Origin of the sequence: Streptomyces sp. ISL-94 (assembly GCF_018614075.1) — a bacterium.
In the GTDB taxonomy this organism is placed as follows: domain Bacteria; phylum Actinomycetota; class Actinomycetes; order Streptomycetales; family Streptomycetaceae; genus Streptomyces.
On record NZ_JAGGOZ010000017.1, the window covers coordinates 78599 to 93841 of the forward strand.

Below are 15243 nucleotides of genomic sequence, written 5' to 3' on the forward strand. Positions count from 1 at the left end.
CCCCGCCGCGGATTTCAGCAACACCGATATCGGGAGAAAGCGGCAGGAACGATCGGCTCCGCACAGGATTCACCACCCCTGGTGCATCACAGAGCGCGAGCCGCATTCCTATGATGGGCGCACGACATCACGGACCCTCCACGCCAGAGGTCAGGAGGGTCCGCAGGTGTACGGCAGCGCGACGGTGGTGGAGGGGTCGATGACTCAGGGGGCCGGTCAGGGACCCGCGATGCGGACGGACACGCTGCGGGACTTCCGGGTTCCGGTCGCCGAACCCGCCGCGTACTCCAAATCCACCGGGCTTCCCGGTGATGCCCCCGTGTACGGCGAGTACCCGGCGTACTACGAGGGGGGCGCGCCGGCCGTGCCCCCGCAGCCCGGCTACGCACCCAAGGCGGGCACGCCTCCGCTTGCCGAACCCGGCGGCGCCCCCACCCCCGAGCCCGCTCCGGCCCCCGTCGACGTTCCCGTCGAGCCCGACGACGACCTCGACGGCTACACCCCGACCCAGCGCGACCTGCCCGTCATCGGCCGCGGCGCCCTCGGCGGCCCCGGCGACACCGTCCAGGTCCAGTACGTCCCCGAGGATCCGGCGGCAGCCGGCCCCGGCCCGCTCTACGTGGTCGGCGACATCCACGGCTACCTCGACGAGCTCGTCACCGAACTCCACGCCCAGGGCCTCATCGACGCCGAGCGCCGATGGTCCGCCGGCAACGCCCGCCTCTGGTTCCTCGGCGACTTCACCGACCGCGGCCCCGACGGCATCGGCGTGATCGACCTCGTCATGCGGCTGTCCGCCGAGGCCGCGGCCGCCGGCGGCTACTGCAAGGCGCTCATGGGCAACCACGAGCTGCTGCTCATCGGCGCCAAGCGGTTCGGCGACACCCCCGTCTCCTCCGGCGCCGGCACCGCCACCTTCCAGGCCGCCTGGCTCCTCAACGGCGGTCAGCGCACCGACATGGAGCGGCTCCAGGACGTACACCTCCAGTGGATGTCGCGCCTGGACGCGGCCGTCCTGGAGGAGGGCCACCTGCTGCTCCACTCGGACACCACGGCCTACCTCGACTACGGCGACTCCATCGAGGACGTCAACGACACCATCCACGAACTGCTCAACCGCAACGATGCCGACATCACCTGGGACCTCTTCCGCAAGTTCACCAAGCGGTTCGCCTTCCGCGACGAGGAGACCGGCCCGCAGGCCGTACGCGAACTGCTCGGCACCTACGGCGGCAGCCGCGTCGTGCACGGGCACAGCCCCATCCCGTACCTGCTCGGCGAAGTGGGCACCGAGGACGGCGACGAGGCACGCGGCCCCGAGGCCGTGGACGGCCCCCACGTGTACGCGGAGGGGCTCGCCATCGCGATGGACGGCGGGGTGACGATGGCAGGCAAGCTGCTCGTCGTGCAACTGCCCCTCAACGACTGAGGGTTCCCGAACAGCGCTATTTCGGCAAAGCCCCTGTCAACCGGTGGTCCGTGCCCTCTACCATCGCTCTATCCGTAGCAGGCTCTCCTCCGTTTGTGCCGGCGCCCGAATCTACGCGGGCAAACCGGCTTCTACGGAGCATCGGGGGATGCACATGACCAGCGCTCCGCACCTGCTGACCGAAGACCGACCCGAGTTCGACCGGCTCCTCGACGAGGCGCTGCGCACCGCACACGAACGGCCGGAATTCGCCGCCCTCGGCGAACGCCTGAACGCCGAACAGCTGCGCACCATGGCTCTGGGCGCCAGCGCCCTGCTGACGGCCGCGGCCGCAGCCGAGTACGACCACTACGTGAAGCTCCGCGAGGAGCGGCGCGACGCGGTCCTCTCCACGCCCGGGACCGCGGCGGAGGAAGGGGACGACGGTCAGGACGGCGCCGCCGGCGCGGGCGTCAGCGCCGTGGTCGCGGTCCTCGCGCCCGTCCTGGCGGGCACCGCCATGCTGATATTCCTGCTGGTGGGCTACATCCTGAAGATGGTCGAGCCCGAACCGGCCTTCGCCGAGACCATGCTGACGGCGGGCTGGCTCTTCGGAGCGCTCGCGTCGGTCGCCCTGCTCTGCGCGGTGGTGGGGCTGCTGGTGGCGGCCGTACGCAACAGCGCGACCGAGGTGGCGGCGGACGGGGACAGGGCGATACCCGACGATGTCGCACAGGCCCGGGAGGCCTGGCGGCAGGCCCTGCTGGAGCGCGGGATCATGCCGTTCCTGCGGGCCGCCCTGGCCGACCCGAACGCGGGACCGGCCTTGCCGCCCCCGCGCGGACGCGGGGGCCGGATGCCCCATCTCGGGTACACCGCGCCTGATTTCACCAGTCCGGGGTCCCCTTCGGAGGGACCCCGGCCCCGGCCCAGGCCCGACTACACGCCTCCGGACTTCATGAGCCCGGACTTCGGCGGTCCGGAACACCGGCCGGACTGACGGACCGAGGACGGCGGTCCGCACTCCGGCCGGCCCTCCGGACCGTGGACCGTGCGCCGTGCGCCGTGCGCCGCGAGCTGTGCGCCGTGAGCCCTGCCCGCGACGCGTGCGCCGTGCGTCAGTCGGCCAGCGGCAGGTAGACGCGGTTGCCCTGGGCCGCGAACTCCGCGGACTTCTCCGCCATGCCCGCCTGGATCTCCTCGGCCTTCAGGTCACCGCCGTGCTCGCGGCGGATGTCCTGCGAGATCTTCATCGAGCAGAACTTCGGACCGCACATGGAGCAGAAGTGCGCGGTCTTGGCCGGCTCGGCGGGAAGGGTCTCGTCGTGGAACTCACGGGCCGTGTCAGGGTCGAGGGCCAGGTTGAACTGGTCCTCCCAGCGGAACTCGAACCGCGCGTCCGACAGCGCGTCGTCCCACTCCTGGGCACCGGGGTGCCCCTTGGCCAGGTCGGCGGCGTGCGCCGCGATCTTGTACGTGATGACGCCGGTCTTGACGTCGTCCCGGTTGGGCAGGCCCAGGTGCTCCTTGGGCGTGACGTAACAGAGCATCGCGGTGCCCCACCAGGCGATCATCGCGGCGCCGATGCCCGAGGTGATGTGGTCGTACGCGGGCGCGACGTCCGTGGTCAGCGGGCCGAGCGTGTAGAACGGCGCCTCCTCGCAGATCTCCTGCTGGAGGTCGATGTTCTCCTTGATCTTGTGCATCGGGACGTGGCCCGGGCCCTCGATCATGGTCTGGACGTTGTGGCGCTTGGCGATCGTGTTCAGCTCGCCCAGCGTCTTCAGCTCCGCGAACTGCGCCGCGTCGTTGGCGTCCGCGATGGAGCCGGGGCGCAGGCCGTCGCCCAGGGAGTACGTGACGTCGTACGCCGCGAGGATGTCGCAGAGCTCCTCGAAGTTCGTGTAGAGGAAGTTCTCCTTGTGGTGCGCCAGGCACCACGCGGCCATGATCGAGCCGCCGCGCGAGACGATGCCGGTCTTGCGGCGGGCGGTCAGCGGTACGTACGGCAGCAGCACGCCGGCGTGGACCGTCATGTAGTCGACGCCCTGCTCGGCCTGCTCGATGACCGTGTCCTTGTAGATCTCCCAGGTCAGGTCCTCGGCGCGGCCGTCGACCTTCTCCAGCGCCTGGTACAGCGGGACGGTGCCGATCGGGACGGGGGAGTTGCGCAGCACCCACTCGCGGGTGGTGTGGATGTTGCGGCCGGTGGAGAGGTCCATGACCGTGTCGGCGCCCCACTTGGTCGCCCAGGTCATCTTGTCGACCTCCTCCTCGATGGAGGAGGTGACGGCGGAGTTGCCGATGTTGGCGTTGACCTTCACCAGGAACCGCTTGCCGATGATCATCGGTTCGATCTCGGGGTGGTTCACGTTGGCCGGCAGCACGGCGCGACCTGCGGCGATCTCCTCGCGGACGACCTCCGGGGAGACGTTCTCGCGGATCGCGACGTACTCCATCTCCGGGGTGATCTCGCCCCGGCGGGCGTACGCGAGCTGCGTGACGGCGGCGCCGCCACGGCCCCGGCGGGGCTGGCGGGGGCGGCCCGGGAAGACCGCGTCGAGGTTCTTGAGACCGCCTCGCGGCGAGGTGTGCTTGATGCCGTCGTCCTCGGGGCGCACGGGACGGCCCGCATACTCCTCGGTGTCGCCGCGGCCGATGATCCAGTTCTCGCGCAGCGGCGCGAGGCCCCGGCGGACGTCGGTCTCGATCTGCGGGTCGGTGTACGGCCCGGACGTGTCGTAGAGCGTCACGTCCTTTCCGTTGGTGAGGTGGACCTGGCGGACCGGCACCCGGAGGTCGGGGCGGGAGCCCGCGACGTACCCCTTGTGCCAGCCCGGCTGGCGCTCGGTCTGGCCGTCGGCGTTCTGGCTGACGGCAGGCGTGCGTGCGTCCTGAATGGTCATGAGACCTGATCTCCCTACGCCGGCATTACCCGGTAACAGGTTCGGCGGTCGACGCAGCCTCTTCCCGTACGCACTACTTGTGCGTACGGTGATCAGCGCCCTCTCAGCCCGGTGCTCCGAGCTCCCGCGTTGTGCAAAGGTGCCCCCACGCTAGCGTCATTTAGGGCGTGCTGAACAGTGGGCCCCCTCATCTCTTGCGATGATCTGCCGGTGATGTCCTCGCCGCAGCGCCCCAACGAGCCCAATGTCCCCAGTGAGCCCACCGGCCACGCGGGCCACGAGCACGCAGGTCACGGGGCCGGCCACTCCCACGGTCACGGCCACGGTCACGGCCCGGCGGCCCCCGTCTCGAAGCACCTGCGCAAGGTCATCGCGGCCGTACTGATCCCCTTCGCCGCCGCCGTCTTCATCGGCATGGCGGTGCTCTGGCCGGGCGGCGCCCCCGCCCACGAGCGCACGGGGGTCGGCTTCGACCGGCAGACGCAGCAGGGCACGGTCGCCTCGCTGGAACGCGTCGACTGCAAATCGGTGAACGCCTCGCAGGTACCGCCCACCGGTGACACGTCCACCCCCGAGGGGCGCGAGGCCCAAGCCGCGCAGACCGGCGAGTGCAAGAAGGCCACCGTCGAGGTCAGTAACGGTCCGGACAAGGGGCGGACCTTCGTGGAGATCGTCCAGCCTGGTGCGCCACGGCAGTTGGCGAAGGGTCAGGAGGTGGTGGTCGCGTATGCGCCGGACGCCCCCCGGGACCTCCAGTACTCGGTGATCGACGTGAACCGCAAGTTCCCGATGGCGCTGCTGGCCGGCATCTTCGCCGTCGCGGTCGTCGTCGTCGGCCGGATGCGGGGGCTGTTCGCGCTGATCGCGCTCGTCGTCAGCTTCGGCGTCCTGACCCTCTTCATCCTCCCGGCCATCCTCCAGGGTTCGAACCCGCTGGTCGTGGCGGTCATCGGCGCGAGCGCCATCATGCTCATCGCCCTGTACATGTGCCATGGCCTGACCGCGCGCACCTCGGTCGCCGTCCTCGGCACGCTCGTCTCGCTGCTGCTGATCGGGCTGCTGGGCTCGCTGTTCATCGACTGGGCGTTCCTGAGCGGCAACACCGACGACAACACCGGGCTGATCCACGGGCTCTACCCGGACATCGACATGAGCGGTTTGCTGCTCGCAGGTGTGATCATCGGATCGCTGGGCGTGCTCGATGACGTGACGGTCACCCAGACGTCGGCCGTATGGGAACTCCACCAGGCCGACCCCTCGATGGGGCCGCGGCACCTCTACAGGGCGGCCATCCGGATCGGTCGCGACCACATCGCGTCGGTGGTCAACACCCTGGTACTGGCCTACGCGGGTGCGGCGCTACCCCTGCTCCTGCTGTTCTCGATCGCGAACAGCAGCATGGGTTCGGTGGCCAACAGCGAGCTGGTGGCGGAGGAGATCGTACGGACGCTCGTGGGCTCGATCGGACTGGTCGCCTCGGTCCCGGTCACGACGGCACTGGCCGCGCTGGTCGTCTCCGCCGACCGGCCGGGATCCCCGGCCGCAGCTCCGGCCTCGGGACCGGTCCGCGGCCGGGGCCGGCGGCGCAAGCGCTGAATGGCGTGCCGAAGGGGCCGGTCGTCCGGGGTGCGGTGTGCGGTAGAGCGGTAAGCGGTCGTGCCTGATGCGGTGATGCTGTGGTGCTGTGGTGCTGTGGTGCTGTGGTGCTGTGGTGCTGTGGTGCGGTGATGCTGTGGTGCGGTGATGCCGCGGTGCCGCGGTGCGTCAGCCCGCGTTCTGCTCGTTCTGCTGCGATTCGGCCAGGATCTTGCCGAGTGCGTCGTCGAGGTTCCCTTCGAAGTCGCCGAGGTTGCGCTCCTGGCCGAGCGGAACGAGCCGGTCGGTTCGGTCGAGGAACGCGACGAGCGGCGCCGCGCCGGCGCGGAACAGGGCCCGGTCGCCCCCGACCTGGAGACGGATGTGGACATCGGACAGTTCCTCCGGCTCGGTGGGCGCGATGCGCACATCGCCGTCACCGCACGGCTTGTTGATGCCGTCGAGGAGGAGTTCCCGGCCGAACGTCCAGGTCACGGGCGCGTCTCCGGGAAGGTGGAAGGTCAGGCGGACTGCGTAGGGGTCACGAGCGTCGTACCGGAGTTCCACCGGGATCCGGAACGAGAGCTCCTCGGAAACGAGGAAGCTCATCATGACCTCTGCCTGTACCGACTCGCGCATTGCCTACCCCGCTTTAGTGGAAGTGGCCAGGAATGGTCCCCCAAGGCCTCTTGACAAGAGTGGTGGAAGCGCTAGCAGATCACAAGGAGTGAGTTTTCAGATACTGATAGAGAAGGAGAGGGTGCTCAACAGCGCGCCTACTTCACTCCGTAGTCGATCGACTACGGACAGCAATCGATCTTCTTGGTGCAGGGGTAGAGAAATCGCCATGGTTGCGGCGGTATCGCCCGCAGTGATGGGGATGGCGGCACAAATGGTGCCGAGGGCATATTCCTGGCGTTCGGTTACAGGCTGCATCCGCTCGAGGGATCCGATCCGCTGTTCCAGAGACCGCAGATCCCGCACGGTATAAGCGGTGATCGCCTCGATCGGGTGACGGTCGTAGTGGTCCCTGCGCGCCTTCTCGTCGAGCTGGCCCAGCAGGCACTGTCCGATGGCGTGCGCGTGCCCGGTCGCACGGAAGTCGGCCCACTCCTCGCACGCCGGGTTGTCCGGGGTGTCCGAGACGCCCACGACCTCGATTTCACCCTCGCGGTAGACCGCGAAGTAGACGGGGGCCCCGACCGCGTCGCGGAAGTGCGCGAGGGAGTCGAGGATCATGCTGCGACGTTTCTGCTGGAGCCCGCCGGCGACGAGCCGCCCGGCTGCCTCGCCCAGCACGAACACTCCGCCCTCCCGGCGCAGATAGCCCTCGTGCGTCAGGGTGCGCAGCAGGTGGTACGCGGTGGGAAGCGGAAGCCCGGCCTCTCGCGCCAGCTGTTTCGCCGGAGCCCCCTCACTGTGGGAGCCCACCGCTTCGAGCAGCCTCAGCGCCCGCTGCACCGAGCCGATCAGAGTCGGCACACCGGCGTTGTGAACCGAAGACAAAGCTCACCCCCAGGCATGGCGGCGGGCCTCGGGGGGCCCGCCCTGCGGGGGCCGCCCCCGCGTATGCCGTCGCTCCTGGGGGTCGTGCTCGGCGGCTGGTTAGCGTAACCGCGGGTCAGAGCGGTGCGAAACCGACTTTCGGTGCCCAGGGAACGGCACAGATTGCCACTCTATCCGCCGATTCCGGCGCTGTGAGTGGTTTCGTCCGTCACGTTCCCTCGCCTGGCGCAATGACGCAGCCGCCCGGCCCGAAATCCCCTACCACTCACCGGAGGAGGACTTCGAAGCTCCGCCGGTGACCTTCTTCACGACGAAGATCAGCCCGCCGACAAGGCCGACGAAGAGGAGCAACTTGAAGACGAACCCGATCAGGGCGCCCAGGATGCTCGTGATCACGCCGCCGAAGACGAACAGCGCCAGCAGCGGAACGGCGACCCACTTAACCCACCAGGGCATGCCCGCGAATACCTGTCGGATGCCGTCCATGTCCTCGACCTCTTCCTCGTCGTCATCATCATCGTCCGTGACTTCCTGCTCCCGATGCTAGGAGCCGGAAGTCCCGGACGGGGGGCCGCGAGCCCCCGGAGTCCCCTGATCGACCCCCTAGGGGGAGCAAGGGCGCGACCCTCAGCCGGCCGGGCCCCGCCCGCGGCCCGCCCGCGGCCCCCTCGCCGCCCGGCGCCGCTCAGCCCTCCGGCGGGGAGAACACCACCATCACCCGCAGGTCCTCGCTGATGTGGTGGAACCTGTGCGGCACGCCCGCCGGGACGTAGACCACACTGCCCCGCGCCACCGTGGTGGTCTCCTCCCCAACCGTGATCGAGGCCCGGCCGCTCACGACGAAGTACACCTCGTCCTGGCGGTGCGGCTGCTGGGGATCGCTCTGTCCGGCGTCGAGCGCATACAGCCCGACCGACATGTTCCGCTCCCGCACGAACTGCAGATAGGCGCCCTCATTGGCGGCCCGCTCCGCTTCGAGCTCGTCAAGCCGGAAGGCTTTCATCGTTCTTGTGCCCCTTGTACTCGATCGTGCCCTCGCATCCGCTGATCTGCGGATGTCCCACCGGGATCTTCTCTGCCACGATCAGACACATGACGAATTTCGTAGTCAAGACGCTCGCCAACGCGGCAGCCCTGGCCGTCGCGATCTGGCTCCTCGCCGGCATCACCCTGGACGACGGCAGCAGCTTGGGCCGCCGGACGCTGACCCTTATCCTGGTCGCCCTGGTGTTCGGCCTGGTCAACTTCATCGTCAAGCCCGTGGTGAAGCTGCTCTCGCTGCCGCTGTTCATCCTCACCCTCGGCCTGTTCACCCTCGTCGTGAACGCCCTGATGCTGCTGCTGACCTCCTGGCTGGCCAAGCAGCTCGACCTCAGCTTCCACGTCGACGGCTTCTGGACCGCGGTCCTCGGCGGCCTGATCATCTCCATCGTCTCGTGGGCCGCGAACCTGGTCCTGCCCGACAAGGACTGAACGGGGCCGTCCATGTACCGCGTGTGCTTCGTCTGCACGGGCAACATATGCCGCTCACCCATGGCCGAGTCCGTCCTCCGCGCCCACGTCACCGAGGCCGGGCTCGACGGCCTGGTCGAGGTGGACAGCGCCGGAACCGGCGGCTGGCACGAGGGCGACGGAGCCGACCCTCGCACCGTCTCCGTCCTGGAGGGCGCCGGATACGGGCAGGACCACCGGGCCCGGCAGTTCAAGGCGTCCTGGTTCGCCGGCCTGGACCTGGTCATCGCGCTCGACGCCGGTCACCTGCGGGCCCTGAAGGCCTTGGCGCCCACCCCGCAGGACGCCGCCAAGATCCGGCTGCTGCGCTCCTACGATCCGGCGGCCACAGCCGCGGAGACCGACGTACCGGATCCCTACTACGGCTCGCTCGACGGGTTCGAGGAGTGCCTAGAAATGGTCGAGGCGGCAAGCCCCGGCCTGCTGGACGCCGTCCGCCACGCCATCAAGGAGCACACCACGTGAACCACGACGACCGCGAACACGACGGAGCAGCGGGCGCGCTCGGCGACGGCACGCTGGCCGTCCGCGCCGGGCTGCCCGAGCCCGTCAAGAACGAGCCGCCCCTGCCCGGACCGGTGTTCGCCGCCCACTTCCACCTCCCCGGCGACGTCGAGGGCCCGTACACCTACGGCCGCGACACCAATCCCACCTGGACCCTGCTCGAACGGGCCATCGGAGAACTGGAGGCTCCCGGCCAGGACGTCCACACCACCGTCTTCGCCTCCGGCATGGCGGCCATCTCCGCCGTCCTCCTCTCCCAGACCCGCACCGGCGACACCGTCGTCCTGCCCGACGACGGCTACCAGGCGCTGCCCCTGTTGCGGGAGCAGCTCCAGGCGTACGGGATCCACGTACGCACCGCTCCGACCGGCAACGATGCCCAGCTCACGGTCCTGGGGGGAGCCCGGCTGCTGTGGATCGAGACCCCCTCCAACCCCGGGCTCGACGTGTGCGACGTACGGCGCCTCGTGGACGCGGCGCACGCCGACGGGACCCTGGTCGCCGTGGACAACACCCTCGCCACCCCGCTCGGCCAGCGGCCCCTCGAACTCGGCGCGGACTTCTCCGTCGCCAGCGGCACCAAGGGCCTCACCGGCCACGGTGATCTGCTGCTCGGGTACGTCGTCTGCCGCGACGCCGAACTCGCCGCCCGCGTACGGCAGTGGCGCAAGATCGTCGGAGCCATCCCCGGCCCGATGGAGGCCTGGCTCGCCCACCGCTCGCTGGCCACCATCCAGCTGCGCGCGCAGCGCCAGTGGGCCAACGCGCTGGCCGTCGCCGAGGCGCTGGCCGACCGCACCGAGGTGACCGGGCTGCGCTATCCGGGCCTGGCCTCTGATCCGTCGCACAAGACGGCCGCCCGCCAGATGCGGGGCTTCGGGTCGGTGGTTTCCTTCACCCTGCCCGACCGCGCGCACGCCGAGCGCTTCATGACGGCTCTGCGTCTGGTCGAGGACGCCACGAGCTTCGGTGGAGTACGGTCCACCGCCGAGCGGCGCGGCCGGTGGGGCGGTGACGCCGTGCCGGAGGGATTCATCCGCTTCTCCGCGGGGGCCGAGGACACGAAGGACCTCGTCGCGGACGTCCTGCGGGCCCTTGACCGTGCTGGTGCCGACCGCTGAACAGGCTGTGGAGAGCGGTCCGAGCCTCCCCCTAGTGGCTCGGACCGCCCCGGGTTCCGCGCGCGAAGAACCACACGTCAAGGCTAGTTGACCCTGCGTCAGAGTCCAATCACGTCAACGACAGGGGGGTATCGGGATATTTATAGTTGAAGGCCCCCACCGAGAGGTGCCTCCATGGACCTGGCTCTGCTGCGCACCTTCGTCGCCGTCCACCGGGCAGGCTCCTTCACCCGGGCCGCCGCGCTCCTGGGTCTCTCCCAGCCGGCCGTGACCTCGCAGATCCGCACCCTCGAACGCCAGGTGGGCAGGCCGCTCTTCCACCGCCGAGCCCGCGGGGTCAGCCCCACCGCCGTGGGCGACGAGCTCGCCCACAAGGCCGCTCCGCACCTCGACGCCCTGCTGCAGATCACCGAGGCGGGGCGGGAGGCCGCCGGCATGGTACGCACCCTCCATGTCGCCGGGCCCCCCGAGTTCCTGTGCCTGCGCGTGCTTCCCGCCCTCGCGCCCCTCGTCGGGCAGGGCCACACCCTGCGGGTGGCCCTGCAGGCCGACGTCGAGGAGACCCTCGACGGCCTCGCCGCGGGCCATCACGACCTCGTCGTCACCACCGCCCGACCCCGGGGCGGCCTGTTCACCGCCACCGCGCTGTGCGACGAGGAGCACGTCCTGATCGCCGCGCCCTACGGGGCGGCCCTCGTCGACCCGGACCACCTGCGGGAGGAGGGGCCCGGCGCGCTCGACGGCATCCCGCTCGTCGAGGTCCACGAAAGCCTCCCGCTCGTCACCCGCTACTGGGCCACCGTCTTCGACACCCGGCCCGATGCCGGGCGCGCCACCGCCACCGTGGTCGCCCCCGACCTGCGGGCCGTCCTGGAATGCGTCCAGGCCGGTGCCGGACTCGCCGTCCTGCCCCGCTACCTCTGCCAGGACGCCCTCGCCGAAGGCCGGGTCGTGGCCCTGACGGATCCCCCCGTACCGCCGCTGCGCACCTGGTTCGCGGTCGTACGGACCGGCAGCCTCTCCCTGGCCCACCTCGCCCGGGCCCATGACCGGCTGCTGGACGCGGCCAGGCTCTGGTGAACCGCCGTTTCGGGCGCGTCTTTCCGCCCGTGGCGCGTTTCAGAAGCGGAGCGGCGGGCCACTCTTCTCCCATGACCGAACGTCCCGTGGTCAAACGCACCGCCCGCGCGATCCTGCTCGACGGTGACGACCTGATCCTCATCAAGCGCACCAAGCCCGGCGTCGATCCCTACTGGCTCACCCCGGGAGGGGGAGTGGAGGCCTCGGACGCCACCGTCGTCGACGCACTCCACCGGGAGCTCCACGAAGAACTCGGCGCGAAGATCATCGATGTGGTCCCCTGCTTCGTCGACACCGTCGAACACATCGCGGACGGAGGAGTGACCGGGGTGAAGGTGCAGCACTTCTTCGTCTGCCACCTCGAATCGATGGACCCCAGCCAACGCCACGGCCCCGAGGTCGACCATCCCGAAGGGGAGTACGAGATCGTCCGCGTGCCCTTCAGCCGCGTCGGCATCGCCGCCGTCCACCTCGTCCCCCTGTCCCTGCGGCACTACCTCGACGGGAACATCGAAGGGGTCCGCGCCATGCACGCCCCCGACCTGGGCTGAGGGCCCCGTACGAGACCGGCGGCCCGCCGCCGGTCTCAGCCGGCGACGCCCGCCAGCTCCTCCACCGCGTCGTGGCGGATCCGTTCGCCGGGAATCCCGATCCTCTTGAGCTCGTCGACCCCGCTGCGGATCATGGCGGGGGGCCCGGAGATGAACGCGTCGTACGAGCTCCACGGCCCGTGCTCGCCGATCGCCTGCGGCAGCTGCCCGGCCAGCCCGTCGCCGACCACCGGGCGCACCGACAGCCACGGATGGGAGCGCTGGAGGCTCAGCAGCGTGTCCTTGTCGTACAGGTCGTTGTCGCTGCGCGCCCCGAAGAACACCTCCACCGGGCGCCGCTCACCGTGCTCGGCCACATCCTCGATGAGTGCCTTGATCGGCGCGATTCCGGTGCCCCCGCCCAGACACAGCATCCCGTTGTCCGTCGTGTGGTCCACCACCATCGAGCCGGCCGGCGGGCCGAGGCGCAGCACGTCTCCCGGGCGGGCGTGGCGCACGAGCGCGTTGGAGACCCAGCCGGCGGGAACGGCCTTGATGTGGAAGGAGAGCAGCCCGTCGGCGCGCGGGGCCGAGGCGAAGGAGTAGTGCCGCCATACGCGGGGCCACCACGGGGTTTCCAGGCTGGTGTACTGGCCGGCCAGGAAGGCGTACGGCTGGTCGGGGCGGACCGTCAGCACCGCGATGTCCGAGGTGCGCAGGTCGTGGGAGACCACCTCCGCGTGCCACCAGGCCGGGGCCTTCGCCTCGTCCTCGGCCGCCGCGTCGATCATGGTCTGGGAGATCGCGGTGTAGGCCCGCACCCATGCGGCCTCGGCCTCCGGCCCCCAGCTCTTCTCCGCATAGCGGGCCAGCGCGCCGATGAGGGCCTCGCCCACCACCGGATAGTGGTCGGCCAGGGTGCCGTACTTGCGGTGGCCGGTGCCCAGCCGGCGCAGGTACGGGATGAGCACCGCCGGATTGTCGATGTGCTCGGCGGCGGTCAGCAGCGCCTTCAGCAGCCGGTCGCGCTGCGCGTCCATGGCCGCGGGGAACATGCCCCGGATCTCCGGGTGCCCGGTGAACACCAGGGCGTAGAAGTACGAGGTCACCCTGTCGGCAACCGGTGCGACCTCCGCGAGGGTCCGGCGGATGAGGACGGCATCCGGCGAAGGCTCCGTCGTGCCGCCCTCGGCGGGTATCCGGCTCGTATCCCGTCTGGCCGATCTGGTGGGCGGAGCGTCCATGTGGTGCCTCGCTTCGAGCAACTCGGTCGGTCTGCACACGCCACGGCCTGTGAATCCGTGGTTCCGGGTTCTACAGCGTGCCAGCCGGCCCAGAGGGCTGTGGGGAAATGCGGAAAAACCGCGCTTCGAACGCACCTTCCTCTTAAGATGCCTCAACTCCCGGGCGTGTCACCGCTACAAGCTGGTATGCCTCCCGCAGGTCCCGACCCTCGTATACGTGCGTCGCACGCTGCGCCAGATAGGGCCGCGCGTTGACCGCCACCGAGACCGGCACCGTCTCGAAGAGCACCGCATCGGTCCTCGAATCCCCGTACGCGACACAGTTGTCCCGGGTCACCCCGAACTGTGCGCACAGCCGGTCTGCCACCGTGACCTTGCCCTCGGGCGTCAGGATCCCGGCCACCTCCACGGGCCGCGTGAACGGAACCTCCGGGAAGACCGACCCGTGCGCGGCGTGCGCGCCCCACTCCAGCAGCAGTTCCACGAAGAAGGACGGCGACAGGGAGATCACCGCGCAGTGGTCCCCGCGCTCGCGGATCTCCCGCCACACCTCCTGGATGCCCATGAGCCACGGCGATCCGTCGAACGCCGCTCGCACGTGCGCGGGCGTCAGATCCGCCCACAGTGCGTGCGCGGCCACCGAGAACTCCTGCGGCCCGATCTCCTGCGCACCGAAGGACCGCTCCAGCTCGGCGATTTCCACGCTCAGGCCGAGCTGTCGGGAGATCTCGACCGGCGCCGCCGAGCCGAACATCAGCGTCCCGTCGAGGTCGAAGAGGTGCAGGAGAGTCATAGCCGTCGAGGCTAGTCCTTCTGTTTCACGTGAAACAGTGTGTTTCACGTGAAACATCGCCGTTGTTTCACGTGAAACACCCTCCTCGCCCCAAATCCTCTGGACGGCCCACCGGTGATGATCCAGTCTGGGCCGGTGACACCACCACACCTCAATGACCTGCCGATCCGGGCGCTGACCGCGGGCGATCTCCGTCACTGCGCCGACCTGTCCGAGGACCGCGGCTGGCCCCGCGAGGAGCACAAGTGGGGACTGCTCCTGGCCGCGGGGAACGGGTACGGGGTCGCCGCTCCGGACGGCGAGGGACTTGCCGCCGCCTGCGTCGTCACCCGGTACGGCTACACCCCCGCGAAGCCGGACCTTGCGGCCATCGGAATGGTCCTAGTCGCCGACCGCTTCGCCCGCCATGGCCTGGGTCGCCGTCTGATGACGTTCATCTGCGACGACGTACTCAAGGGCGTCCCCCTCACCCTGCACGCCACCCCCTACGGCCGCCCCCTCTATGAGGAGCTCGGCTTCAAGACCACAGGACGGGCGGAGATGGTCGAGGGCCTCTTCTGCCCGGACCCCGCCGAAGTCACCGGCGCCGCTCTCCGGGGCACGGGCCGCGTCCGGCCGGCCACCGCCGAGGACCTCTCCCGGATCATCCGCCTGGACACGGAAGTCTTCGGCGCCGACCGGACCCACATGATCACCAGGCTGCCCGCCTTCACGGACCGGCTGCTCGTCGCCGAGGACCGCGAGGGCGACCTCACCGGCTACGCCGCCATCTGGCCCAACATGCACACCCATGTCATCGGCCCGCTGATCGCCCGCGACACCGCCGGAGCCCAGGCTCTCGTCACCGCCCTCGCCGCCACGACCGACCGACCGCTGCGCACCGATGTCGACGTACGCCACGAGGCGCTCCTGGCCTGGCTCAAGGACCGCGGCCTGGTCTCCGTGGCCTTCAACGCCGTCATGACCCGGAACATCCCGGGACTGCCCGGCGACTGGACCCGCCGCTGGGCACCGCTCACCGTGGCCGCAGGCTGAAAACAGGAGGCGTCGATGCCGACCCATAT

At 69.9% G+C, this 15243-nt stretch carries 16 protein-coding genes and 1 riboswitch; of the genes, 9 read left to right on the forward strand and 7 right to left on the reverse strand.

Annotation, left to right across the window (positions count from 1 at the left end):
- Positions 1–184 precede the first annotated feature (184 nt).
- Positions 185–1429 (forward strand): metallophosphoesterase, encoded by a 1245-nt coding sequence (locus tag J7E94_RS06695; protein ID WP_215013203.1) that lies wholly within the window; start codon positions 185–187, stop codon positions 1427–1429.
- Between the two features lie 148 nt (positions 1430–1577).
- Positions 1578–2408 carry a hypothetical protein gene (locus J7E94_RS06700; RefSeq protein ID WP_215013180.1) on the forward strand — a complete coding sequence of 277 codons (831 nt, stop codon included), beginning with the start codon at positions 1578–1580 and terminating at the stop codon, positions 2406–2408.
- 118 nt (positions 2409–2526) lie between these two features.
- Here J7E94_RS06700 and thiC read toward each other — a convergent pair whose 3' ends face one another.
- Positions 2527–4314 carry a phosphomethylpyrimidine synthase ThiC gene (gene thiC, locus J7E94_RS06705; protein ID WP_251056233.1) on the reverse strand — a complete coding sequence of 596 codons (1788 nt, stop codon included), beginning with the start codon at positions 4312–4314 and terminating at the stop codon, positions 2527–2529.
- Positions 4309–4452, reverse strand: a riboswitch (TPP riboswitch). (Overlaps the previous gene by 6 nt.)
- A gap of 75 nt (positions 4453–4527) precedes the next feature.
- On the opposite strand from thiC, the gene J7E94_RS06710 reads away from it, so the two are divergent.
- A complete protein-coding gene (locus tag J7E94_RS06710; protein ID WP_251056234.1) occupies positions 4528–5910 on the forward strand; it encodes a YibE/F family protein in 1383 nt (460 codons plus the stop codon).
- A gap of 168 nt (positions 5911–6078) precedes the next feature.
- Here J7E94_RS06710 and J7E94_RS06715 read toward each other — a convergent pair whose 3' ends face one another.
- The 4 genes from J7E94_RS06715 to J7E94_RS06730 all read right to left on the reverse strand — a co-directional run bounded on the left by J7E94_RS06715 (position 6079) and on the right by J7E94_RS06730 (position 8398).
- A complete protein-coding gene (locus J7E94_RS06715; RefSeq protein ID WP_215013182.1) occupies positions 6079–6528 on the reverse strand; it encodes an SsgA family sporulation/cell division regulator in 450 nt (149 codons plus the stop codon).
- Positions 6529–6624: 96 nt separating this feature from the next.
- Positions 6625–7362, reverse strand: a complete 738-nt coding sequence (locus J7E94_RS06720) for a helix-turn-helix domain-containing protein (protein ID WP_285440722.1) — start codon at positions 7360–7362, stop codon at positions 6625–6627.
- 291 nt (positions 7363–7653) lie between these two features.
- A complete protein-coding gene (locus J7E94_RS06725) occupies positions 7654–7881 on the reverse strand; it encodes a DUF5326 family protein (RefSeq protein WP_215013186.1) in 228 nt (75 codons plus the stop codon).
- 199 nt (positions 7882–8080) lie between these two features.
- Positions 8081–8398 (reverse strand): cupin domain-containing protein, encoded by a 318-nt coding sequence (locus tag J7E94_RS06730; RefSeq protein ID WP_215013188.1) that lies wholly within the window; start codon positions 8396–8398, stop codon positions 8081–8083.
- 89 nt (positions 8399–8487) lie between these two features.
- On the opposite strand from J7E94_RS06730, the gene J7E94_RS06735 reads away from it, so the two are divergent.
- From J7E94_RS06735 to J7E94_RS06755, 5 genes are all read left to right on the forward strand, one after another.
- Positions 8488–8868, forward strand: coding sequence for a phage holin family protein (locus J7E94_RS06735; RefSeq protein ID WP_215013190.1), 381 nt, complete (start codon positions 8488–8490; stop codon positions 8866–8868).
- Between the two features lie 12 nt (positions 8869–8880).
- Positions 8881–9372 (forward strand): low molecular weight protein-tyrosine-phosphatase, encoded by a 492-nt coding sequence (locus tag J7E94_RS06740; RefSeq protein ID WP_215013192.1) that lies wholly within the window; start codon positions 8881–8883, stop codon positions 9370–9372.
- On the forward strand, positions 9369–10532 hold the full coding sequence (locus J7E94_RS06745; protein WP_215013193.1) for a cystathionine gamma-lyase: 1164 nt from the start codon (positions 9369–9371) through the stop codon (positions 10530–10532). Before J7E94_RS06740 ends, J7E94_RS06745 begins: the two co-directional genes overlap by 4 nt.
- A 174-nt stretch (positions 10533–10706) precedes the next feature.
- Positions 10707–11612: a LysR family transcriptional regulator gene (locus J7E94_RS06750; protein ID WP_215013194.1), complete on the forward strand. Its 906-nt coding sequence runs from the start codon at positions 10707–10709 to the stop codon at positions 11610–11612.
- Positions 11613–11683: 71 nt separating this feature from the next.
- Positions 11684–12163, forward strand: a complete 480-nt coding sequence (locus J7E94_RS06755) for an NUDIX domain-containing protein (protein WP_215013195.1) — start codon at positions 11684–11686, stop codon at positions 12161–12163.
- Positions 12164–12198: 35 nt separating this feature from the next.
- Here J7E94_RS06755 and J7E94_RS06760 read toward each other — a convergent pair whose 3' ends face one another.
- The gene (locus J7E94_RS06760; RefSeq protein ID WP_251056235.1) at positions 12199–13386 is read right to left on the reverse strand and encodes a globin domain-containing protein; all 1188 of its coding nucleotides are present in this window, start codon (positions 13384–13386) and stop codon (positions 12199–12201) included.
- Between the two features lie 142 nt (positions 13387–13528).
- Complete coding sequence (locus J7E94_RS06765) at positions 13529–14179, reverse strand: HAD family phosphatase (protein WP_215013196.1); 651 nt, start codon at positions 14177–14179, stop codon at positions 13529–13531.
- 135 nt (positions 14180–14314) lie between these two features.
- On the opposite strand from J7E94_RS06765, the gene J7E94_RS06770 reads away from it, so the two are divergent.
- On the forward strand, positions 14315–15214 hold the full coding sequence (locus J7E94_RS06770) for a GNAT family N-acetyltransferase (protein WP_308344642.1): 900 nt from the start codon (positions 14315–14317) through the stop codon (positions 15212–15214).
- Positions 15215–15243 lie beyond the last annotated feature (29 nt).

Excerpts from the sequence above, each read along its gene's own strand:
- J7E94_RS06735 (WP_215013190.1), top strand. The coding sequence starts at position 8,488 with ATGACGAATTTCGTAGTCAAGACGCTCGCCAACGCGGCAGCCCTGGCC.
- J7E94_RS06740 (WP_215013192.1), top strand. The coding sequence starts at position 8,881 with ATGTACCGCGTGTGCTTCGTCTGCACGGGCAACATATGCCGCTCACCC.
- J7E94_RS06750 (WP_215013194.1), top strand. The coding sequence starts at position 10,707 with ATGGACCTGGCTCTGCTGCGCACCTTCGTCGCCGTCCACCGGGCAGGC.
- J7E94_RS06760 (WP_251056235.1), bottom strand. The coding sequence starts at position 13,386 with ATGGACGCTCCGCCCACCAGATCGGCCAGACGGGATACGAGCCGGATA.
- J7E94_RS06710 (WP_251056234.1), top strand. The coding sequence starts at position 4,528 with ATGTCCTCGCCGCAGCGCCCCAACGAGCCCAATGTCCCCAGTGAGCCC.
- J7E94_RS06725 (WP_215013186.1), bottom strand. The coding sequence starts at position 7,881 with ATGGACGGCATCCGACAGGTATTCGCGGGCATGCCCTGGTGGGTTAAG.
- J7E94_RS06730 (WP_215013188.1), bottom strand. The coding sequence starts at position 8,398 with ATGAAAGCCTTCCGGCTTGACGAGCTCGAAGCGGAGCGGGCCGCCAAT.
- J7E94_RS06755 (WP_215013195.1), top strand. The coding sequence starts at position 11,684 with ATGACCGAACGTCCCGTGGTCAAACGCACCGCCCGCGCGATCCTGCTC.
- thiC (WP_251056233.1), bottom strand. The coding sequence starts at position 4,314 with ATGACCATTCAGGACGCACGCACGCCTGCCGTCAGCCAGAACGCCGAC.
- J7E94_RS06715 (WP_215013182.1), bottom strand. The coding sequence starts at position 6,528 with ATGCGCGAGTCGGTACAGGCAGAGGTCATGATGAGCTTCCTCGTTTCC.
- J7E94_RS06700 (WP_215013180.1), top strand. The coding sequence starts at position 1,578 with ATGCACATGACCAGCGCTCCGCACCTGCTGACCGAAGACCGACCCGAG.
- J7E94_RS06765 (WP_215013196.1), bottom strand. The coding sequence starts at position 14,179 with ATGACTCTCCTGCACCTCTTCGACCTCGACGGGACGCTGATGTTCGGC.